The following is a 22,695-nucleotide window of genomic DNA, read 5'->3' as shown; positions in this document are numbered from 1 at the left end:
TTCATTTGTTCGGCAGCATCGTCGGCATGTCGCGGGCTGGTTGGCTCGCAGGCGGGGACCGGTGCCCTGGTAGGAGATGTTCTAGTGCAAGCATTGCTCGATTCCGTAGAGTCATTGTCGTCACGGGAGCGCAAGGCCCTGGCCGCCTTGCTCAAGCGGCAGGGTGTCAACCTCTATGGGGTCACGCGCATCTTCGCCCGTGACAGTGCCGACGCTACGCCGTTGTCCTACGCCCAGGAACGGCAATGGTTTCTCTGGCAACTGGACCCGAGCAGTGGCGCCTACAACATTGGTGCGGCGCTGCAACTGGCCGGTGAACTGGACCCTCAAGCCTTGCAACGCGCTTGTCAGGCGCTGATCGAGCGTCATGAGGTGTTGCGCACGACGTTCCGCCAGGACGGCGAACGGGTGGTGCAGGTCATCCATCCTCAGATGCCTTTCCAACTGCAGCTCGAGCCACTGCAGCCGGCTGCGCCTGAGGCTGCCGACGAAGGGCTCAGGCAGCAGGTCGAGGCGTGCATCGGCCAGCCGTTCGACCTTGAGCAGGGGCCGTTGCTGCGTATGCATCTGCTGCCACGGGCCGCCAACCTGCATGTGCTGGTGCTGAGCGTGCATCACATCGCCGCCGATGGCTGGTCGATGCCCATCCTGATCAACGATCTGGTGCAGTTCTACGAGGGCTTCAGCCAGGGCCGGGCGGTCAACCTGCCGGCGCTGGCGGTGCAGTATGCCGACTACGCCATCTGGCAGCGCAACTGGATGGAAGCTGGCGAGCAGGAGCGCCAGCTTGCCTATTGGAAGGACACCCTCGGCGGTGAGCAACCGGTACTGAGCCTGCCCACCAACCGCAGCCGCCCGGTCGTGCCCAGTGGCCGCGGCGAGCGGATCACGCTCGACATCGATGCCGACCTGCTGCGGGCGCTCAAGGCCTTGGCCAAAGCGCAGGGGGTGACCTTGTTCATGCTCCTGCTGGCCTCGTTCCAGACCCTCCTGCACCGTTACAGCGGCCAGCCGCAGGTGCGTGTCGGGGTGCCAGTGGCTAACCGCAACCGCAGCGAGATCCAGGGGCTGATCGGCTTTTTCGTCAATACCCAGGTGCTCAAGGCCGACTTCGACGTGCACAGCCGCTTTGTCGATGTCCTGCAGCAGGTGCGCGAGACCGCCCTGCAGGCCCAGAGCCATCAAGACCTGCCGTTCGAGCAGTTGGTCGAGGCGTTGCAGCCCGAGCGCAGCATGAGCCACAGCCCGCTGTTCCAGGTCATGTTCAATCACCAGACGCGCAGCAGCGCCGTCCAGGCGCAGGTCAGCGGCCTTGATGTGGCGGGCTTGGAGTGGGACTCACGCACCACCCAGTTCGACCTGACCCTGGACACCCGCGAGCATGCCGACGGCCTGTTTGCATCCGTGACCTATGCCACCGACTTGTTCGATGCCTCGCGCATCGAACAGTTGGGCCGCCACTGGCGCAACCTGCTGCTGGCGGTATGTCGTGACCCGGCGCAGCGGGTCATCGAGTTGGCCCTGCTCGAAGACCACGAGCGCCAGCGGATCTCGGCGCAATGGAACCAGACGGCGATGGACTACCCGGCCGGGCAAAGTGTCTATCGCCTGTTCGAGCAGCAGGTGCAGCGCACCCCGGATGCCACGGCGTTGCGCTGGGGCGAGCAGACGCTGAGCTACGCCGAGCTGAACCTGCGCGCTAATCAGTTGGCCCACACCCTGCGCGAGCAGGGCGTGGGGCCTGAGGTGCTGGTGGGGGTGGCGATGCCCCGCGGCCCGCGGATGATCATCGGCCTGCTGGCGATCTTCAAGGCAGGCGGCGCCTATGTGCCGCTCGATCCCGATTACCCGAGCGAACGCCTGGCCTACATGATGGAGGACAGCGGCCTGGCCTTGCTGCTCAGCGAAAGCGCCGTGGTGGCGAGGCTACAGGTACCGGCGCAGGTGGCCTGCCTGTGCCTGGACAGCCAGGCAGAGCAGTTCGCGCACAACCCGGTCGACAACCTGGCCATTGAGGTAGCCGCGGATCATCCGGCCTACGTCATCTACACCTCCGGCTCCACCGGCCGGCCCAAGGGCGTCAGTGTGCGGCATGGCGCGCTGGTCAACTTCCTCTGGACCATGGCCGAGCAACCCGGCATCGACGCCAGCGATCGCGTGCTGTCGCTGACCTCGCTGTCGTTCGACATTGCCGGGTTGGAGCTGTACCTGCCGTTGCTGCATGGGGCCAGCGTGGTGCTACTGGCCGAGCAGCAGAACAAGGACCCTTTCGCCCTGCTCAAGGTTATCGAGCAGCAGGCGGTCAGCGTCATCCAGGCGACGCCCTCGACCTGGCGCATGCTCTTGGACAACGCCCCGGCGCAAGCGCTGCGCGGCAAGAAGCTGCTCAGCGGCGGCGAGGCATTGACCGGCGAACTGGCCCAGCGCCTGATCGACCAGGCCGGGCATGTGTGGAACCTCTACGGCCCGACCGAAACCACCATCTGGTCGGGGCTCGAACGGGTCAGCGACAGCCACCAGGTGTGGCTGGGACGGCCGATCGGCAATACCGCCTTCCATGTCCTCGATGCCCAGTTCGAGGCGGTTCCGGTGGGGGTCAGCGGCGAGCTGTTCATCGCTGGCGATGGCTTGGCACGGGGTTATCTGAACCGCCCAGGCCTTACCGCCGAGCGGTTCATCCCGGATCCGTTCGGTGCCGGACGTCTGTACCGCACGGGTGATCTGGTGCGTTATCGTGATGACGGTGTGCTCGAGTACATGGGGCGTATCGACCATCAGTTGAAGATTCGCGGGTTCCGCATCGAGCTTGGCGAAATCGAGGCCTGCCTGCAGGGGCATGAGGCCGTGCGCGAGATTGCCGTGATCGATGTCGATGGACCGCTGGGCAAGCAACTGGCGGCCTACATCGTCGCGCATGATCCGGCCACCTTGCGGTTGGAGGATGCGCAACTGGAGGCCTTGCGCCAGGCACTCAGAACCCATGCGCTGGGGCAGATGCCGGACTACATGGTGCCGACTTACCTGACATTCCTCGAATGCATGCCGCTGACGCCCAACGGCAAGCTCGACCGCAAGGCGCTGCCGGCGGTCGACCTCAGTCGTCAGCAGCGCGTGCACCAGGCGCCGCGTACACCCCTTGAGCAGCAGCTGGCAGCGATCTGGGCCAGTGTGCTCAAGGTTGAGCAGGTCGGGCTAGGCGATAATTTCTTCGAACTGGGTGGCCATTCGCTGCTGGCCTCGCAGATGGTCGGCCGGGTGCGTCAGCAACTGTCCATCGAAGTGCCGCTGCGCAGCCTGTTCGAGGCCCAGGACCTGGCCGGCTTCGCCGAGCGGGTCGCCCGCGCCGCTGGCAGGCAAACGCAGCCGGCGATGGTCGTGCTCGAGCGCGGTGCGCCGCTGGCGCTGTCCTACGCCCAGCAACGGCAGTGGGTGCTCTGGCAGTTGGAACCGCACAGTAGCGCCTACAACATCGCCTCGGCCTTGCGCCTGCAAGGGGCGCTGGACGTTGCTGCGCTCAGCCGTGCCTTCCAGACCCTGCTGGCGCGCCACGAAAGCCTGCGCACCACCTTCGCCCAGGAGGCCGGCGAAGTGCGCCAGGTCATCCATGCAGCACAGGCGTTGGAGTGGAAGATCGGCCACGCGCAGGTCTGCGCCGATGGATTGCGCGAGGCAGTGGAAACGCTGACCCGCCAGCCGTTCGACCTGGAGCGCGGTCCGCTGCTGCGGGTCGACCTGCTGCGTCTGGGTGCGCAGGAGCACGTGCTGGTGCTCAACCTGCACCACATCATCACGGACGGTTGGTCGATGGCGGTACTGGTCGACGAACTGGTCAGCCTGTACCAGGGCTATAGCCAGGGCCGCGAGGTCAGCTTGCCCGCGCTGGCGGTACAGTACGCCGACTACGCCGCCTGGCAGCGCCAGTGGATGGAGGCCGGCGAGCAGGCCCGGCAGCTGGACTACTGGCTGGGCCAGTTGGGTGACCAGCAGCCGGTGCTGGAACTGCCGACCGACCGTCCACGCCCGGCGCAACCGAGTCGAGCGGGCGACCAGGTGCGGCTGGTGCTCGACGATGAACTGGTGCAGGCACTCAAGGCCCAGGCGCGCGCCCAAGGCGTGACGGTGTTCATGCTGTTGCTGGCCAGCTTCCAGGCCTTGTTGCACCGCTATTCGGCGCAGCAGGATATCCGCGTGGGCGTGCCTGTGGCCAACCGCACCCGGGGCGAAACCGAGGGGGTGGTCGGCTTCTTCGTCAACACCCAGGTGCTCAAGGCCCAGTTCCACCTGCGCCAGCGCTTCAGCGAGCTGCTCGAACAGGTGCGCCAGACGGCCCTGGATGCCCAGTCTCATCAGGACCTGCCCTTCGAGCAGTTGGTCAATGCCCTGCAACCGGAGCGCAGCCTCAACCACAGCCCATTGTTCCAGGTGATGTTCAACCACCAGACCGAGGCCAAGGGCGCGCCGCGTGAGGTCAGTGGGCTGCGTATCGAGGCGGTGGACTGGGCGCTGCACAGCACCCAGTTCGACCTGACCCTGGACACCGTCGAACATGCCGCAGGCATTGCTGCGGCGTTTACCTTTGCCACCGAACTGTACGATCGCCAGACCATCGAGCAGATGGCGCGGCATTGGCGCAACCTGCTGCAGGCGGTGAGCCGCGACCCGCACCTGCCGGTGGTGCAACTGCCGATGCTCGATGAGGCCGAACAGCTGCGCATCGTCGGCGAGTGGAATCGAACCCAAGTGGCCTATCCTGGTGAGCGCTGGGTCCATCAGCTGTTCGAGGACCACGCCCAGCGCCATCCCCATGCGCCCGCGCTGGTCTTCGCAGAACAGACCCTGAGCTACGCCGAGCTGGATCAGCGCGCCAACCGCCTGGCACACAAGCTGCGCGAACAAGGGGTTGGCCCGGAAGTGCTGGTGGGGGTTGCGCTGGAGCGCAGCCTGGAGTTGGTGATCGGCTTGCTGGCCGTGCTCAAGGCGGGCGGCGCCTATGTGCCGCTGGACCCGGATTACCCTGCTGATCGTCTGGCGTACATGATGCAGGACAGTGGCATCGGCCTGCTGCTGACCCAGCAGGCGCTGGTCGCGCGCCTGCCCATTCCGAGCACGGTACGTAGCCTGTGCCTGGACCAGCCGTCAGGCTGGCTGGCGGCCTATGCCGACAGCTCACCGCAGCTGACGCTAGCGCCGGGCAACCTGGCCTATGTGATCTACACCTCGGGTTCGACCGGGCGGCCGAAGGGCGCTGGCAATACCCACGAGGCCTTGCTCAACCGTTTGCAGTGGATGCAGCGCGCCTATGGCCTGGATGCCAGCGACACGGTGCTGCAGAAAACCCCGTTCAGCTTCGATGTTTCGGTCTGGGAGTTCTTCTGGCCGCTGATGACCGGTGCTCGCCTGGCCATTGCGCTGCCGGGTGATCACCGTGATCCGCAGCGGTTGTGCCAGACCATCATCGAGCATCGAGTCACTACCCTGCACTTCGTACCGTCGATGCTCCAGGCGTTCATGGCCAGCACAGGCGTGGAGCAGTGCCGGAGCGTGCGCCGGGTGGTCTGCAGCGGCGAGGCGTTGTCGGCGCCGCTGGCCCAGCAATGCCTGGAGCGCTTGCCGCAAGCTGGCCTGTACAACCTGTACGGTCCGACCGAGGCGGCAATCGATGTGACCCACTGGACCTGCGCCGGCAAGCAGGGCGTGAGCGTGCCGATCGGCCAACCGATCGATAACCTGCGCACGCACATCCTCGAACCCGACCTGTGCCCGGCAGCGCGTGGGGTCAATGGTGAGTTGTACCTGGCCGGTGTGGGGCTGGCGCGCGGTTATCATGGGCGTGCGGCGTTGACCGCCGAGCGCTTTGTCCCCAACCCCTTCGACGCCCAGGGTGGCCGCCTGTACCGTACTGGCGATCTGGCGCGCTACCGCGAGGGCGGCGTGATCGACTACGTGGGGCGGATCGACCACCAGGTGAAGATCCGTGGCCTGCGCATCGAACTGGGGGAAATCGAGGCACGCCTGATGGAGCACGAGCAGGTGCGCGAGGCGGTGGTGCTGGCTCAGGACGGGCCGAGCGGCAAGCAGTTGGTCGCCTACCTGGTGCCGGTCGATCCGCAGCGGGTCGCCGATGACGGCGAGACTGGGCGGCAATGGCGCGAGGCGCTGCGCCAGTTCCTCGCTCAGGGCTTGCCCGACTACATGGTGCCGGCGCACCTGTTGCTGCTGGCTAGCATGCCAGTGACGGCCAATGGCAAGTTGGCGCGCAATCTGCTGCCGGCAGCGGACTTCAGTGCTGCCAGGGCCGCTCACGTGGCGCCGCGTACGCCGCTGGAGCAGCAACTGGTGGACATCTGGCAAACGGTGCTGGATCTGCCGCAAGTCGGTATCCAGGACAACTTCTTCGCCCTGGGCGGTGACTCGATCATCGCCATCCAGGTGGTCAGCCATGCCCGTCAATTGGGCCTGGACATCGCCCCCCGCGACCTGTTCCTGAAGCAGACCATCGAGCAGTTGGCCGACAGCGTCAGCCAATGGCGCGAGGTTGCCCAGCAACCGGTGGCCCTGCATGGCTTGAGCGAGGCCCAGGTGCAAGCACTGGCGCTCGAGCATGCGCAGGTGGATGGGCTGTACAGCCTGTCGCCGATGCAGCAGGGCATGCTGTTCCTGAGCCTCAACGCCAGTCGCGAGGATGAGCTTTACGTCAACCAGCTGAGCGTACCGGTGCAAGGGTTGGTGGCAGAGCGTCTGCTAAAGGCGTGGCAGCAGGTGATGGCGCGCCACGATATCCTGCGCACCGGCTTCCTCTGGCAGGACCTGGACGAGCCGCTGCAGTTCGTCCTGCGCGAGCTGCCAGTGCCGCTGCGCGAACTGGACTGGCGCGGGCGCGACGATACCGAGCACGCCCTCAAAGCCCTGGCCGAGCAAGAGCGCCAGCGTGGTTTCGATCTTGACCAGCCGCCGCTGCAGCGCCTGTTGCTGGTGCGCCTGGGCGAGGATCGTCAGCAACTGATCTGGACCTATCACCACATCCTGCTCGATGGCTGGAGCACCTCGCAGTTGATGGGCGAAGTGCTCGCCTGCTACTCGGGGCAGGCGTTGGGCGAGGTGGTGCCCTACCGCGACTACATCGGTTGGTTGCGCCAGCAGGACCCGCGCCACAGCGAGGTGTTCTGGCGCCAGCAACTGGCCGCTCTGCAGGAACCAACCTACCTGGCGGACGCCTTCGCAAGTGGTGAGCGTGGCAGCGGACACCAAGCCCTCTACAGCCGGTTCAGCCAGCAGCAGACCGAGGCGTTGAAGGCGTTCGCCCAGGATCAGCGGATTACCCTCAACACCCTGGTGCAAGGCGCTTGGCTGTTGCTGCTCAGTCGCTACAGTGGCCAGCGCAGCGTCACCTTCGGCGCCACCGTGGCGGGACGCCCTGCTGCCTTGCCAGGGGCGCAGAGCATGCTCGGGCTGTTCATCAACACCTTGCCCGTGATTCACCAGGTCGACCCGCAAGCTCGGGTCGGCCAGTGGCTGCAAGAGCTGCAGCGGATCAACCTGGAGCTGCGCGATCACGAGTACACGCCGCTGGGCGATCTGCAGCGCTGGTCGGGCCGCAGTGGCCAGGCATTGTTCGACAGCATCATCGTCTTCGAGAACCAGCCGCTTGATCGCACCCTGCGTGATTGGCAGGACGATACCTTGCAGTTCGGCGATGTCGGCGGATCAGGCCTGACTGACTTCCCGATGGACCTGATGGTGATTGTCGAGCAGCAGCTGATCATCGAGTACATGTACCTGCGCCAGTGCTTCAGCGATGAGGCGGTCGAAGGTATCCGGGCGAACATGGAGGCGCTGTTGCAGGCGCTGACCCTCGATGCGCAAGCGCCGCTGGGCAACCTGGGGTTGCTGGCTCAGGCACCTGCGAACCCGGCCCCGGTCGAGCACGCGCAGCCGGCGCAGTTGGTGCATCAGCGCATCGCGGAGTGGGCAGCCCAGCACGGCGCTGCCACCGCGGTCAAAGTCGATCAGCGCAGCCTGAGCTTTGCCGAGCTCGATCGCGCGGCGAACCAATTGGCCCATGCCTTGATCGCCGAAGGGGTCGGCCCGGAGGTTCGCGTCGGGGTTGCCTTGCAGCGCAGTGAACGACTGATCGTGGCGTTGCTGGCGGTGCTCAAGGCCGGTGCGGCCTATGTGCCGATCGACACCGCCTACCCCAAGGAGCGCCTGAGCTACCTGATGCAGGATTCGGGTATCGCCCTGTTGCTTTGCGAGTCTGCGGCCATCGCCCACTTGCCGAAAGTGGCGACCCTGCACACGCTTGATCTGGACGTTTTCGCGGCTGAGCAATGGCCGGAGCATGCGCCGCAGGTCACGGTCGATCCCGAGAACCTGGCCTACGTGATCTATACCTCCGGCTCTACCGGTATGCCCAAGGGCGTGGTGGTCAGCCAGGGGGCGTTGGCCATGCACTGCCAGGCAGTGGGCGAGCGTTACGAGATGACGCCGGCGGACTGCGAGCTATTGTTCATGTCGTTTGCCTTCGATGGCGCCCATGAACGCTGGCTGACCGCCTTGACCCACGGTGCCAGCGTGCTGCTGCGCGGTGATGAGCTATGGACGCCGGAGCAGACCTGCCAGGCCATGCATCGCCATGGCGTCACCGTAGCGGCCTTCCCGCCGGTGTATTTGCAGCAGTTGATCGAGCAGGTGCGCCAGGATGGCAACCCGCCCGCGATGCGCATCTACTGTTTCGGTGGCGATGCGGTGCCGCAGGCCAGCTATGAGCAGGCCCACCAGTTCCTCCGGCCGCGCTACATCATCAACGGCTACGGGCCGACCGAGACCGTGGTCACCCCGCTGATCTGGAAAGCCGGCCCCGAGCAACCCTGCGGCGCAGTCTACGCGCCCATTGGCCACCTGGTCGGCCAGCGCAGCGGCTATGTCATGGATGCCGATCTCAATCCACTGCCGCCCGGTGTGGCCGGAGAGCTGTATCTGGGCGGAGTGGGCGTGGCACGGGGTTACCTGAATCGTCCAGGGCTTACCGCAGAGCGATTCGTGGCCGACCCGAACAGCCCGGGGCAACGCCTGTACCGCACTGGCGATCTGGTGCGCCAGCGCCCTGACGGCACCTTCGACTACCTCGGGCGCTTGGACAATCAGGTCAAGGTGCGGGGTTTTCGCATCGAGCTGGGTGAGATCGAGGCACGCCTGAGCGAGATGGAGGAGGTGCGCCAGGCCGCAGTGGTGGTCAGGGAGGGCCCGGGCGGTAAACAGTTGGTGGGCTATGTGACCTTGGTCGGCAACGCGCAAGGCAACCTTGCCGAGCAGTTGCGCGAGCGGCTGAAGCGGGAGTTGCCCGAGTACATGGTGCCGGCCCAGCTGATGGTACTGGAGCAGTTGCCACTGAGCCCCAATGGCAAGCTCGACCGCAACGCACTGCCGGCTATCGAGGCGCGCAGCGAGCATGTCCCGCCGCGCAACGACCTGGAGCGGGCCATCGCGCAGATCTGGCAGCAAGTGCTGAAGGTCGAGCAGGTCGGTATCACCGATAACTTCTTCGAGCTCGGTGGCGACTCGATCCTCAGCATGCAGGTGGTGGCCAAGTCGCGGGCCTTGAAGAAACATGGCTTCAGCCTGCGTCTGCGTGACTTGATGCAAAAGCCAAGCATCGCCCAGCTCACCGCCGCATCTGCCAAGCAGACGCCGCTGTTGTCGCTCAATGGCGAAGTCGCCGGGCAGGCACCGCTGTTCTGCGTGCATGCCGGCTTCGGTACGGTGTTCGACTACGAGCCACTGGCACGCCGACTCAACGGCCGCTGCCAGGTGATCGGCATCCAGGCCCGGCAGTTGCTCGATGCAAGCTGGCAGGCGGCATCGTTGCAGGCCCTGGCGAGTGACTACGTGGCCTGCCTGCGCGAGCGCCAGGCGCAAGGGCCCTACCGGCTGCTGGGGTGGTCGCTCGGTGGCACCTTGGCGGCGTTGATGGCGGCGCAGCTGGAGCGCGAAGGTGAACAGGTGCAGTTGCTGGCGCTGTTGGACAGCTTCGTGCCGAGCCGCCAATCCGCCCAGCACGCGGATCACTGGCTGGATGACTTGAACGAGCTGCTCCAGGCCACGCTACCGGCAGCGCGTACGGTAGATCGCGGCGATCCGCGTCAAGAGAGCGCGGTTGGCGCCCGTGAGTTGATCGTCCAGGCGCTTGGCGATGTGCCCGAAGGCGCAGGTTTGGGGGTCGAGGAGCTGCTTCAAGTGTTCCTTACCGCGCGCACCCTCAAGCGCCTGTCACGTGAGCTGCAGGTGTGCGAGGGGGTCAAGGTACTGCCCCGCAGCTGGTGGGTCGCGGGCCGTGAGGATGAGCGTGCGGCGCTGGCCGCCCAGCTCGGGCAGTCGCTGGACCAGGCACCGATGCTGTCCTGCGGGCACTTCCAGGTTCCTCATGACGCCGCCGTGCTGGACGCGCTGGAACAGGCCCTTGGGCGCTTGCCGAGCACTGGCCAGGCCTGAACTGTTGCTGTTACTTGAGCTGACGGGGCTGCCGGGTGCAGCCCCTTTTGGAGAATACCGATGTCGCTGAACCCTGACCTGGCTGCCTACCTGAAATTGGTGGAGGAGGGCCGCACGACTGGCAAGGTGTTGCCGATGCATGCGCTGACTCCAGATCAAGCCCGTGAGCAATTCGAGCAGTCGTCGGCGCTGATGGCGCCGAAGGCCGAGGAGCCCGAGCAGATCGACGACCTGACCCTGCTCGCGCGCGATGGCCATGCCTTGCAGGCGCGCCTCTACCGGCCACCGGAGGCCGATCCGCACCTGTTGGGCGCGGCTGTGATGTACCTGCATGGTGGCGGCTACGTGGTAGGCAGCCTCGACTCCCACGATGCCTTGTGCTGGAACCTGGCCCAAGAGGCGGGCGTGCCCGTGCTGTCGGTGGGTTATCGCCTGGCGCCACAGTGGCGTTTCCCGACGGCGGTCGACGATGCGCTGGATGGCTGGCGCTGGCTGGTCGACCACGCCGCTGAGCTGGGCATCGACCGCAACCGTCTGGCGGTGATGGGCGACAGTGTCGGCGGCAGCCTGGCCACCGTGCTGGCAAGCCAGTTGGCTGAGCAGGCGCAACTGCCCGCGCCACGGCTGCAGGTGCTGGTCTACCCGGTGACCGATGCGAGCCGCAGCCGCGATTCGATGCAGCGCTATGCCAGCGGCTATCTGCTCGAACAACAGACCCTCGAATGGTTCTATCGACAGTACGCCCGGCAACCTGCGGACCGTCTCGACCCGCGCTTCTCGCCGTTGCTCGGCGCGGTATCGCCACAGGCGGCGCCGGCCTTGCTGCTGGTGGCCGAGTGCGATCCGTTGCATGACGAAGGCGTGGCTTATGCGCGTCACCTGGAGGAGGGCGGGGTGCCGGTGAACTTGCAGGTGATGGCGGGCGTGACCCATGACTTCATGCGCATGGGCTTGATCATCGAGGAGGCTGAAGAGGGGCTGGCGCTGGTGGTGGAGGCGTTGCGCGACAGGCTGTGAGATCGCCCACGAAGCGCAAATGAAAAATCCGCATCCTGTGAGGGATGCGGATTTTTTTTACCCCAGGCGCTGCTTAGAAGCTGTACTTGGCAGTGAGGGTGAAGTTGCGTGGGTCGCCGTATACGTCGTATGGGCTCCAGGTATTGTTGCTGGCGATGCCCTGGTAGTACTTGCGGTCGAAGATGTTGTTGAGGTTGAGGCGGGTATCGAGATTCTTGTTGACCTTGTAGCCCACCATCAGCCCAACCACGGCGTACGAGCCCTGGTCGATCCGGTAGTTACCGAAGGCATTGCTACCTTTGTTGAAGATGCCGCTCTGGCCGTAGACGTTACCGCCGACACGCCACTGGTTCAGCTCACCCGGCAGGGTATAGGTGGTGCTGAGCTTGAACAGGTGCTCGGGCAGGTCGCTGTCGAACTTGCTGCCTTCCTTGGCCTTGTTGGCATCTTTCAAGAACTTGGTTTGCGAATAGGTATAGCCGGCACCCACTTGCCAGTTTGGCGTCAGCGCGCCCATCAACTCCAGGTCGATACCCTGGGTCCTGACCTTGCCGGAGGCCTCGTAGCAGATGTAGTCGGTGCAGCCTTGCTGATTGGCAGACTCCGCTGCACGGTTTTCCTGGTCGATTTGGAAGATCGCCGCGCTGGCATTGAGGGCACCGTCGAAATACTCGCCCTTGATGCCGATCTCGTAGTTCTTGCCCTCGATCGGGCGAATGATGGAGCGGCCCTGGCCCTGCTCCGATTGCGGCATGAAGATGTCGGTGTAGCTGGCATACACCGAGTGGTTGTCATCCAGGTCGTAGATCACCCCGGCGTAACGGGTAACGTTACGGGTGATCTTGTAATCGCTATTGGTGTAGTAGCCGTCGGCGATTGCGTTGTAGGTTGACTGATTGTCATACCAGTCCAGGCGCGCGCCGATGATCACCTTCAGAGGGTCGGCGATGTTCAGCCGCGTGGTGACGTAGACACCTTCCTGCTCGACATGCTCGCTCAGGTCGTACTCGTCGGGGACATTGGGTCGGGCGATACCGCTTGGGTTGACGGCAAACAGGTTGTCGACCGGGATGAACACGGTACCGCCGTGTGCGGATGTCTTGACTTCACGTTTGCTGGCACCGACCACCAGTTCATGCTGGCGGTCGAACAGCTTGAAAGGGCCGTTTGCGTAGATGTCGTAGCTGGACTGGTCGTAGTCCCGGCGCTGGTTGAACACGCGCTGGCGGAATGCTTCGGCGGACGGTGAGCCGGTGCGCTCGAACACGGCGCCTTGCAGAGCGAAATCGGACCAGTTCTTGGACGCCGCCACATGCAAGCGCCAGTCATTGGCAAAGTGATGATCGATCTCGGCGAACAGCGTGGTGTTGTTGATGTCCTGATAGCTCCAGTCGTAGCCGACGTTGGTGGAGCGCGAGTAGCCGACATGGCTGCCATCACGGTTGACCGGCAGGCCACCCCAGTTGATGTTGTTGTTGTCGTTCTGGTTCGACGCACCCACGGTGAGGGTGGTGTCGTCGGTCAGGTCGAACTCGGTGATGCCGTAGAACAAGCCTCGCTCGCGGCCGGCATAGTCCTGGAAGCTGTCCTTGTCGTTGTAGGCGCCGACGAAACGGCCACGCACGCTGCCGCTGTCATTGAGCGGGCCGCTCAGGTCCAGCTCGCCACGGTAGTTGTCCCAGCTGCCCGCGGAGCCTGTGACGCTGCCCTGGAACTCCTTGGTGGGCCGCTTGCGCACCATGTTGATGGCCGCCGACGGGTTGCCGGCACCCTGCATCATGCCGGTTGCCCCACGGACGATCTCGACGCGGTCGTAGGGGGCCATGTCGGCCGCCGCGACCCAGTCGGCGTTGTAGGTGGTCGGCAGGCCATCGAACATCAGGTTGCTGATGGGGAAACCGCGCGAAAAGTACTCGCTGTTGGCCGGGCGCGCCGCCGACATACGCAGGCCAGGGGCGGCCTGGACCACGTCGTCGAGGCTGCGCATCGACTGATCATCCATGCGTTGGCGGGTAATCACTGTGACCGCCTGCGGCGTTTCGCGCAGTGTCAGCGGCAGTTTGGTCGCGGTCTGCATGGCGCCAGTGGTGTAGGAACCGGTGTTCTCGGTGGTTTGCCCCAGCCCTTGGCTGTTGATGTTGGTCGCCCCCAGTTCCACCGCATTGCCCCCCTCCCGGGCATGGATGGTGGCCTGGTTGCCTTCGATCTGGTAGCTGACGCCGGTGCCCTGGAGCAACTTGGGCAGCGCTTGGGCTGGCTCCATGGCGCCGGAGATGGCGGCACTGCGCTTGCCTTCGACGTCCTGCGGGCTATAGAGCACCTGCAGGTTCGATTGCGAGCCGAACGCCAGCAGCGCGCTGGCCAGCGACTGCGCCGGAATGTTGAATTGCACCTGCTGGGCCTGGACCATGGCCGATAGCGGCATCAGGGCGCTCAGGCCCAGGGCGGCGGGCGCCGCTTGACGCAGGGTGCGGCGGATGACCAGGGCCAAGGCCTGGGGACGAAGGCGTTGTGTTGGCATTTATCGAAAGCTCTATGTAGGAGTCTGGTGTTAAGTGTGAGTGGTTCTTGTTATTGATTAGGACGCACCCATCGGCTAAAACCGGAAAACTAAATGCAATCGGCAACCCGTGATTCGAGCTTGACCTTGCCATTGGCCATGTGGATCAGCTGGTCGGCGACATCGAAGTAACGGTCGTCGTGGCTGATCACGATGATGGTCTTGCCCAGGCGTTTGAGGTCAGGTAGCAGCTCGGTGTAGAAGATCCGGCGGAAGGTCGGGTCCTGATCGGCCGCCCACTCGTCGAACACCAATACCGGCCGCTCTTCGAGCCAGGCGCTGACCAGGGCCAGGCGTTTGCGTTGGCCGGTGGAGAGGTCGGTGGTGCTGAACACGCCGTCGCGGATACTGACCTTGTGATCGATCTCCAGGCGCTTGAGATAGCGCGTGGCATCCTCTGGCACCGGTTGGTCGCCCTGGATGACGTCGTCGAACAGGTAGTAGTCGGCGAAGATGGTGGTGAACAGCTGGCGGTAGTCGTCCCGGCTCTGCGCGCTCACTGGCTGGCCATCGACCACGACGCTGCCCGATTGCGGCGCATACAGGCCCAGCAGCAGCTTGATCAGGGTGGTCTTGCCGCAGCCGTTCTCACCCACCACGAAGACGATTTCGCCCTGCTTGATGGTCAGGTTCACCGGGCCTAGCTGGAACGGCTCGCAGCCTTCTACCCGTGGGAAGGTATAACTGACGTCCTTGAGTTGCAGGCTGTCGAGGGTTTTTGCCGAAGGGCGGCTATCGTCCAGCAGCAGGTGCGGTTCGGGCGAGGAGAATTGGCGCGATAGCTCGGCGATGCGGCGAAAGGCGATCTGCGCCTTGCTGATGATTGGCAGGGTGCTAATCAGGTGTTCCAGCGGGCCTTTCATATACAGCAACACCAGCACGAAGCCACTGGTGACGCTCTTGTCGCCGCTGGGCCACAACGATTGCATGGCCAGGGCCACGGCAATCACCACGAAGAACAGCATCGAGCCAAGGGCCTTGGCGACCACGAAGATGTTGATCGAACGCACCTGGGTGGCGCAGATGCGGTTGGCGGTGTCCTGGATGCCATGGCTGAACATGCGCTTGCGTCGCGGGCGATGGATGCGCAGCTCCTTGGCGCCTTCGGCAATGGCGCTGTAGTGTTTTTGCAGGTCGTCCTCGGCCTCGCGCGCGCTCTCGAAGCCACGCACGCCCCACGAGCGGGCGATGAACTGCATGACCGAACCCAGGCCGATCGCCACGACGATGACCAGGAACATCGGCCACGACAGGCTCGCCAGGTAGCCCAGGCAGCCCAGGGTCACGGTCAGCGAGACCGCCAGCGGCGCGAAGACGAAGGCGAAGTCGCTGATGGTGTCGACGTCGTGGGTCAGCACCGGGATCAGCCGGTGGCTGCGATAGCGCTCGATCTGGTCGATGGGCGCGGCCAGGACTTTTTCGCCAAGCTCGCGGCGTAGCCTGGCGATGATGTGCTGGCCGACATAGTTGGTGCCGATGTCGGAGAAGATCGAACTGAACAGCGCCAGCACGCACAGCCCGGCAAAACCCAGGACCACGCCCTGGGTAAGGCCGCTGTCGCTGTGCAAGGCGCTGTTGATGGTGGCGAGCAGCGCGGTGACACTGAGGCCGCCGACCATGCCCAGCGCGATCGATACCGTCACCAGGGGCCAGAAGGGTTTGAGCAGGCCGAACAGTTCCCTGACGGCGCCACGAGGTTTGCGGGTCATTGGTATCTCCTGAATCACACGGGGTTAAGGGTCATCAGAGTTCGCGAACGACCCGAAAGCCCAGGAAATCACCGCGCACGTCAGGGGCGCGGTTGTTGCGGTTGCCGGAACGCGAGAACACCGGCGCTTCGCCCCAGTCGTTGCCGCGCATGACCCGCACGCTGCAGTCACCGGTGGTCCAGGCACTGCCATCGGTCGGCGCGCCCTGGTAACCATCGTTCCAGCAATCGGCGACCCACTCGTAGACGTTGCCGTGCATGTCATGGACGCCGAACGCATTGGCCGGGTAGCTGCCTACGGGAGCGGTGTAGGAGTAGCCGTCGGTGGGGCCGTAGGTGTTGGCGTGCTGGGCGATGCTGTATTTGCTCGGATCGTTGTCATCGAAGGGGAATGGGAACGGGCCGCTGGAGCCTGCGCGTGCGGCGTATTCGCGCTGCGCTTCGCTGACCATGCGGTAGCGATGCCCGGTCTTTTTCGACAGCCATTTGGCGTAATCCTGTACATCGAACCAACTGACGCACACCGCGGGCTGACGCGGGCCCTGCTTGTAGGTCGGTTTGCTGGCTGCGCAGAAGCGCCCAGGGCGGGTATCGCCGTCGGCGATTTTTACCCCGCTTTCGCGGATGTAGGCATCCAGCTCGCCGGCAGTGACGTGGTAGCGGCTGATGGCAAAGGGTTTGGCAAAGGTCACGGTGTGCTGTGGGCCTTCATCGCCTTCGCGGCCGAGCTCATCCTCTGGAGTGCCCATCAGGAAGCTGCCGGCAGGCAGCACGACCATTTGCGGGCAGGCGCTCTTGCAGTCCTGGAACACGCTACCCGGCTTGGGGCTGTCCGCCGCCTGGGCGCTGGCGGCAAGGCCGAGGACGGCGCAACAGCTGAGCTGGCGCAAGGTTCGCGCGGGAGAGGGCAATGACGTGAAGCGTTCGTCGGACATGGAGTGGTTTCCGTCAGCGTTTGGCTACAAGAAAAAGGGTGGAAAAGTCAGCTGCGCAGGCGTTGGCGCAGCGCCTCGATCAGGCGATCGATTTCTGTCTCGGTATTGAGCAAACCAGGGGCGGTGCGCACGACCGGGCCGACATCGCGATCAACCGCATCGACCACGATGCGCTGGCGGTTGAGCTCGGCGGCCACGGCGTCGGCGTCCTGGCCCTTGATCCGGAAGAAGGTGAACCCCGCCGAATGCCGGGCGCTACGTGGCGTCACCAGCTCAATGGCGGGGAATTCGGCCAGGCGCTCCTTGAGGTAGTCGTTCAAGCCGTGGATGCGCGCCTCAATCGCGGCCTTGCCGTGTTGCAGGTGCAGCTCGAATGCCTTGCCCAGCGCCCAGCGGTGTTCGAAGGCGTGGTAGCCACCGGGGGTCATGGTGGTGGCGAAGTCTTCGTTTTCCGAGAAGGTCGCGAAGGTCGGCGTCAGGTGCTTGAGCTCGGTGGAGGCGGCGCAGATGATCCCGGTGCCACGGGGGCCGAACATCCACTTGTGGGTGCCGGAGATGAAGTAGTCGCACTGCAGGTCAGCGAAGCGCATGTCTTCGACGCCAAAGCCGTGCACGCCATCGATCACGTAGAGGATGCGCTGGTTATCGTCACGCTTGCCGTTGAGCTCGCGCACCAGTGCGCCGATTTCGCCCACCGGCAGTTTCACGCCGCTGCCTGAGTGCACCCAGGTCATGCCCAGCACCCGGGTCTGCGGGCGGATCGCTGCGGCAATGGTGCCGAGCACTTCGTCGTCGGAGACCTTGGTCGGATCCTGGAACAGGCGCACCTTGCGCACCGGCGTGCCTTCGCGCTGGCTCCGGTAGGCGAGGATGTTGCGGGTTGAATAGTGTTCGTGCTCGGTGGTCAGGATCTCTTGCCCAGGCGCCAGGCGCAGGCCGCCGTAGATCAGCCCCAGGCCCTCGGTGGTGCTGCCGGTGAGGGCGATCTGGCGCGGCTTGACCTCCAGGTAGCGAGCGGCCCAGTCGCGGACCTCGGCTTCGCGCTTCCAGTCTTCCTGGGTGTCCCAGTCCACCCAGCGCGCCGGATGGCGATCGAGCTTGGCCCGGTAGCCCTCGATGGCCTCGCGCACAGGCTTGGGGTGTGAGGTGATGAGGAAATTGGCGAAGTGGGCGTAGTCAGGGTCGAGGTCGAACAGCTGGCGAAAAGCGGCCCATAGGTCGCTGCCGGTGGTCGGCCTTGGATTGGCCTGGGCCGAGCCCAGCAACTGGCTGGCCAAGGGCAAACTGGCCGCCAGCAGTCCGGCATGCTTGAGAAAAGTACGGCGATCGTTCATGCAAGGCTCGCAGTTCAACGGGAGGAGGTGGTGGTCGGACGGGCAGCGTGTTGCACCTGCTCCCAGACCCTCAGGAAGTTGCCACCCCAGAGCTTGGTGATGTCGGCCTCCGAGTAGCCACGGGCGATCAGCTCCGCAGTGACGTTGCGCGCCTGGCTGGCATCGTTCCAGCCGGCGATCCCGCCACCTTCGTTGAAGTCGGAGCTGAGGCCGACATGGTCGATACCGATCTTGCGCACCGCGTAGTCGATGGCGTCGCCATAGTCCTTGAGGGTTGCCTGCGGTTCCTCATCGAGGATGGCGTACAGCGCTTCGGCATATTCGCCGACTTTCTGCTCCGGCCAGCCGGCGATGATCGGGTCGCCGGGCATCAGTGCGTAGGCCTGGTTAGGCAATGGCGGCAGGCTGAAGCGTGCCCGCAGGGCGTTGAGCCGATCCTGGGATTTTTCGCTCAGCGGCTTCAGGTAAGTGCCGAAGGCGACGATTTGCACCACGCCGCCGCTGTCCTTGATCAGTTGCATGTCCTTGTCGCTGAGGTTGCGTGGGATATCCACCGCGGCCCTGGGCGCCGAGTGCGAGGCGACCAGCGGGGCGCGGCTGAGCTGGGCGACCTGGCTCAGGGCCTGGTCCGACATCTGGGACACGTCGATGATCACGCCCAGGTCATTGAGCCGTTGAACCGCCTGGCGACCCAAGGGGGACAGGCCTCCCAGCGCGTCGACCGTGTCATTGAAGAACGGCAGCGGGCGCGAAGAGTCAGCCCAGCTGTTGTTGCCGACATAGCTGAAGCCGAACATGCGCACACCGCGTGCGGCCCACTTGTCCAGCAGGTCGATGTCATCGCCCAGGGCGTAGGCATTGAGCATGCTGATGAATACCGCGAACTTGCCTTCGCCATGCAGCCGGCGCATGTCCTGCGGGGTATAGGCGATGCCAACCTGGTTGGGGAAGTCGCGGACCATGGCGGTGATGGCGTTGTAGCGCACCTCCTGGGTGTGCCGGGCGGCGTCGACAAAACCGTCGGTAGGGCGGTGCGGGCCATTGTTGCCGGTCCAGGATTCCGGCCAGGCGAATATCGTCAGTGCAGCGCCGGACAGCCGCCCACGGGCAGCCTTGACCAGGTCGAAGCGCCCCGGCCCGTCCTGGTCGGCTTCATTGCCTTCGGTGCCGAAGCTCAGCGGCAGGGTGATGTGGCTATCAAACGAAATAATCCGCTCCTGCAGATCATTGGCCTGGCGCACCACCTCCTTGGGGTAACCGTCCTTGTCCAGGTAGTACCAGGCGGCAAGCCCGGCACTTACGGTCAGGGTAGTGGCCAGGCTGATGTACAGGGCTTTTTTCCAGCGTGGTGTCGTCATCTCGGTCTCAGTAGGTTCGCCGCAGAGGTTCGGGCTCGAGGCCATTGCTACCTGGAGAGAACGAGCGCAAAGGCAAGAAATTTAGCGCTCGGCGGCGGGCTGGGCGCGCGTGCGCGTGTGCCTGTGCAGAGGCCGGGCAGGGTTAAATTTTCCCCTGCGCACAACGTTTTAGCCTTCGATGGGCCGTGCTTGCGGCCATAACGACTGGCACAGGTAGTTCAATGACGATTTCTCGACGAGGCTTCATCGCAAGTGTGGCGCTGGCAGGTGTGGCGGTACCTGGAGCGTGGTACGCGCAGCGCCAGCTCACAGCTGATGATGAGTTTCCCGAAACAGCCGGTGAGGCGGTCGTGGAGCTTGCCGATACGCCGGGTCAGCAATTGGGCGATACCTTGCGCGGGATCTGGCGCTGGACCTTGAAGGGCAGCGATGCAGGCCTTGAGGGTCTTGAGCATCAGCCGTTGGAGTTGTTTCTCGATGTTGCCCAGCGCGGCCGGGCCATTCGTGGCTTCCTGGACACGCCCGAGCGCTTGCGCAGTGATCAGCAGCCGCGCTACCGGGTCGTCGGGGACCTGTCTGCAGACAAGCCGGGGACCCTGCGCTGGCGCCTGTTTGCCCTCGACGATGGGGGGCAGCTGCCACGCTATGAGTGCCAGGTGGTGCTGGATGAGGTCTGGGGCGAGTTCGGCAATGCCGGCCCGGCGACCCTCAATGGGCGGATCCTGCGCCTGGATCGTCCACTGGCGTTGCCCGAGCAGGACAACCGCTTCCTGGCCAGCAAGCAGGTGTTTCCCGAGGCGCGCGAGCGCACGGCGCTGTCTGCATCACTGGTCGAGTGGCTGATCACGCCTGAGCATCGACTGTTCCACCAGCTATGGCATGCATCACGAGACAAGTGGCACAAGCTGGCCAAGGATAAGCATCAGGCGCTACGTGGCCTGGGCTGGCAGCCGGGTCCACGTGAGCGCGAGCGCGACGCCCGTGGTCGACATAAAGACCGCAATGGCTCGGGGGAAGATTTCCTGTTCATGCACCGGCACATGCTCGGCGCGGCGCGGGCCATCCAGGACCTGCCATCGTGGACCCGCTTCCCGCTACCCCAGCCTGAGCTTGAGCGTGATCGACAGGGGTTCGCGCGTTACTTCGACAACCATGATGGCAATGCCTTGCCCCCGACCTGGCTGGCCTCGGACGATGACGAGTACACCCAGTGGGTCAGGGACATCAAGAGCGCCGAGACCTTTCATGGCAACTTCGAGGTCTGGGAGTCGCGTTACTCGGACCCTCAATACCTGTCCAAACTGACCTTGGGGCAGTTCGGCTCGGAGCTTGAGCTTGGTCTGCATGACTGGTTGCACATGCGCTGGGCTTCGGTGCCGCGCGACCCGGTCAACGGCATGCCGGTGCCGATGGCGCGCACGCCGGATGATTTCGCAGGGCGCTGGTACGGCGCTGAAAACGACTTTCTTGGCGACCCGTTCTCGTCCCATGTAAACCCGGTGTTTTGGCGCTTCCATGGCTGGATCGACGATCGCATCGAGGACTGGTTTCGCGCCCATGAACGTTTCCACCCGGGGGAGGTGGTGCGCGTGCAGGTCAATGGCGTGCCTTGGTTCGCCGCGGGGCGCTGGGTACAGGTGGCCGACCCCTGGTTGGGCCCCGACACCCATGGCTGCAGCAGCGTCCCAGGCTTGCGCCCAGGGCGCAGCGTGGAGATGGACCCGGAAACCATGAAGCTGGCCCTGCGCATCATCTACGCCGACGAAGAGCGCTTTGACGGCCTGCTGCGCAAGGTGCCGCGCCGTCCTTGGTATGCGCGGCACCTGAAGGTCAGGCAACGCTCGCTCTGACCCAGGCGACAGCCACTGATAGGCGCGCGCTAGCGTGGTGCCTGGGCGGCCTGCCAGCCGCCGCCGAGGGCTTTGTACAGGGCCACGCTGGCTTGCAGTTGGCTCAGCTGCAACCGCGCCTGCTGGTCCTGGGCCTGATACAGGGTGCGTTGGCTTTCCAGCACTGTCAGCAGGGTTTCGGCGCCGGCAGCGTAACGCTGCTGGGCCAGGTCGAAGGCAATGCGCGATTGCTCCACTTCTTGATCCTGCCACTGCCTCTGGCGCTCGACGCCATGGGTGGCATTGAGGGCTTTTTCCACATCGGCGAAGGCGGCGACAATGCTGGCGCGATAATCTTCGAGCAGTTCTGCTTGCTCGGCCTGCGCCAATTGATGCGAGGCGCGCAGCCGGCCGTTGTTGAAAATGGGTGCGGCAAGACCGGCAGTCAAGGTGTAGTAGGGGCTGCTGAAGACATCGACCAGCGTTCGTGCGCCGCTGCCCAGGTCTGCACCCAAGGTCAACTTGGGCAGCATGGCTGCCCTGGCGACCTGCACATTGGCGCTGGCGGCGGCCAGGCGCGCTTCGGCGGCGGCGATATCTGGGCGCCGCGCCAGCAACTCGCTAGGCACGCCGCTGCCGATCCGGGGCCAGCGCAGCGCGTTGATCGACGCTTGGCTTGGCCCCAGTTGCTGAACCGGTTGGCCGAGCAAGGTGGCCAGGGTGACGCGGCTGTCTTGCCACTGTTGCTCCAACAGGGGCAGTTGGCGTTCTTGTGCCGCCACCAGGCTGCGCTGCTGGGCAAGTTCCAGGCGGGTGGCCGAGCCTGAATTGTGCCGGGCTTGGACCAAGCGCAGGACGTTGCGCGCGTTGTCCAGGTTCAGCCGGGCGATGCGCAGTTGCTCCTGCAGCGCCAGGGCGCTCAGGTAGCTGTTGGCGACCGAGCTGAGCAGGGTCAGCTCGACGGTCTGGCGATCGAAGCGGCTGGCATCAAGGCTACGCAGCGCGCTGTCGCGGGCGGCGCGTACACCGCCCCAGAAGTCGATCTCGTAGCTGGCGCTCAGGCGGGCATCGAACGAGGTGCTGGTGCGCTCGCTGCTATCGACATCGAGCTGTTCGTAGCCTTGGCCATGCAGCAGGTGTTGGCGGCTGCTGTCCAGGCCCACTTGCAGTTCTGGCAGCAGCGGTGCGCCGGCGATCGTCGCCCGCGCTTGGGCTTGCCGCACCCTGGCGGCGGCGGCGGCCAGGTCGTGACTGTCACGCCGGGCGCGTTCGATCAGCTGATCCAGCTCGCTACTGGCAAAGGCTTGCCACCACTGGGCATCGACAAGCCCGACTGCCGTCTGGTCAGTGGCCGCCTGCCAGGTGGCGGGCGGCTCGATGGCGGCGCTGGGGGCAGGGGAGCTGTTGCAGGCGGCCAGGGACAGGCTCAGGGTCAGCAGACTGATGCGGCTTGGCAATGTCATAGG

Annotated in this window: 9 protein-coding genes; 3 read left to right on the top strand and 6 right to left on the bottom strand. The window is 64.8% G+C overall.

Annotation, left to right across the window (positions count from 1 at the left end; genetic code table 11):
- Positions 1–84 precede the first annotated feature (84 nt).
- Positions 85–10,488 (top strand): non-ribosomal peptide synthetase, encoded by a 10,404-nt coding sequence (locus OIU19_RS10795; protein ID WP_264234987.1) that lies wholly within the window; start codon positions 85–87, stop codon positions 10,486–10,488.
- A gap of 60 nt (positions 10,489–10,548) precedes the next feature.
- Positions 10,549–11,505, top strand: coding sequence for an alpha/beta hydrolase (locus OIU19_RS10790; protein WP_264234986.1), 957 nt, complete (start codon positions 10,549–10,551; stop codon positions 11,503–11,505).
- 73 nt (positions 11,506–11,578) lie between these two features.
- Here OIU19_RS10790 and OIU19_RS10785 read toward each other — a convergent pair whose 3' ends face one another.
- From OIU19_RS10785 to pvdM, 5 genes are all read right to left on the bottom strand, one after another.
- Entirely contained in the window at positions 11,579–14,026 is a 2,448-nt protein-coding gene (locus tag OIU19_RS10785) for a TonB-dependent receptor (protein WP_264234985.1), read from the bottom strand.
- Positions 14,027–14,115: 89 nt separating this feature from the next.
- Positions 14,116–15,774, bottom strand: coding sequence for a cyclic peptide export ABC transporter (locus tag OIU19_RS10780; protein ID WP_264234984.1), 1,659 nt, complete (start codon positions 15,772–15,774; stop codon positions 14,116–14,118).
- A gap of 34 nt (positions 15,775–15,808) precedes the next feature.
- Positions 15,809–16,708 carry a formylglycine-generating enzyme family protein gene (locus tag OIU19_RS10775; protein WP_264234983.1) on the bottom strand — a complete coding sequence of 300 codons (900 nt, stop codon included), beginning with the start codon at positions 16,706–16,708 and terminating at the stop codon, positions 15,809–15,811.
- 47 nt (positions 16,709–16,755) lie between these two features.
- Positions 16,756–18,042 (bottom strand): aminotransferase class V-fold PLP-dependent enzyme, encoded by a 1,287-nt coding sequence (locus OIU19_RS10770; protein ID WP_264234982.1) that lies wholly within the window; start codon positions 18,040–18,042, stop codon positions 16,756–16,758.
- A 14-nt stretch (positions 18,043–18,056) separates the two neighbouring features.
- Positions 18,057–19,400: a pyoverdine-tailoring dipeptidase-like protein PvdM gene (pvdM, locus tag OIU19_RS10765; protein WP_186555683.1), complete on the bottom strand. Its 1,344-nt coding sequence runs from the start codon at positions 19,398–19,400 to the stop codon at positions 18,057–18,059.
- Between the two features lie 221 nt (positions 19,401–19,621).
- Here pvdM and OIU19_RS10760 point away from each other — a divergent pair, with 221 nt between their 5' ends.
- Positions 19,622–21,250 (top strand): PvdJ/PvdD/PvdP-like protein, encoded by a 1,629-nt coding sequence (locus tag OIU19_RS10760; protein WP_264234981.1) that lies wholly within the window; start codon positions 19,622–19,624, stop codon positions 21,248–21,250.
- 29 nt (positions 21,251–21,279) lie between these two features.
- On the opposite strand, the gene OIU19_RS10755 is transcribed toward OIU19_RS10760, so the two are convergent.
- Positions 21,280–22,692 carry an efflux transporter outer membrane subunit gene (locus tag OIU19_RS10755; protein ID WP_264234980.1) on the bottom strand — a complete coding sequence of 471 codons (1,413 nt, stop codon included), beginning with the start codon at positions 22,690–22,692 and terminating at the stop codon, positions 21,280–21,282.
- Positions 22,693–22,695 lie beyond the last annotated feature (3 nt).

Source organism: Pseudomonas sp. BT-42-2 (assembly GCF_025847435.2).
GTDB classification, from domain to species: domain Bacteria; phylum Pseudomonadota; class Gammaproteobacteria; order Pseudomonadales; family Pseudomonadaceae; genus Aquipseudomonas; species Aquipseudomonas urmiensis.
Note: the sequence above shows the minus strand (reverse complement) of the source record. Positions and strands in the feature narration are given on the sequence as shown.

What these genes read in the sequence shown, in the direction of transcription:
- pvdM (WP_186555683.1), bottom strand. Translation starts at nt 19,400, where the DNA reads ATGACGACACCACGCTGGAAAAAAGCCCTGTACATCAGCCTGGCCACT.
- OIU19_RS10775 (WP_264234983.1), bottom strand. Translation starts at nt 16,708, where the DNA reads ATGTCCGACGAACGCTTCACGTCATTGCCCTCTCCCGCGCGAACCTTG.
- OIU19_RS10760 (WP_264234981.1), top strand. Translation starts at nt 19,622, where the DNA reads ATGACGATTTCTCGACGAGGCTTCATCGCAAGTGTGGCGCTGGCAGGT.
- OIU19_RS10755 (WP_264234980.1), bottom strand. Translation starts at nt 22,692, where the DNA reads ATGACATTGCCAAGCCGCATCAGTCTGCTGACCCTGAGCCTGTCCCTG.
- OIU19_RS10770 (WP_264234982.1), bottom strand. Translation starts at nt 18,042, where the DNA reads ATGAACGATCGCCGTACTTTTCTCAAGCATGCCGGACTGCTGGCGGCC.
- OIU19_RS10780 (WP_264234984.1), bottom strand. Translation starts at nt 15,774, where the DNA reads ATGACCCGCAAACCTCGTGGCGCCGTCAGGGAACTGTTCGGCCTGCTC.
- OIU19_RS10785 (WP_264234985.1), bottom strand. Translation starts at nt 14,026, where the DNA reads ATGCCAACACAACGCCTTCGTCCCCAGGCCTTGGCCCTGGTCATCCGC.
- OIU19_RS10790 (WP_264234986.1), top strand. Translation starts at nt 10,549, where the DNA reads ATGTCGCTGAACCCTGACCTGGCTGCCTACCTGAAATTGGTGGAGGAG.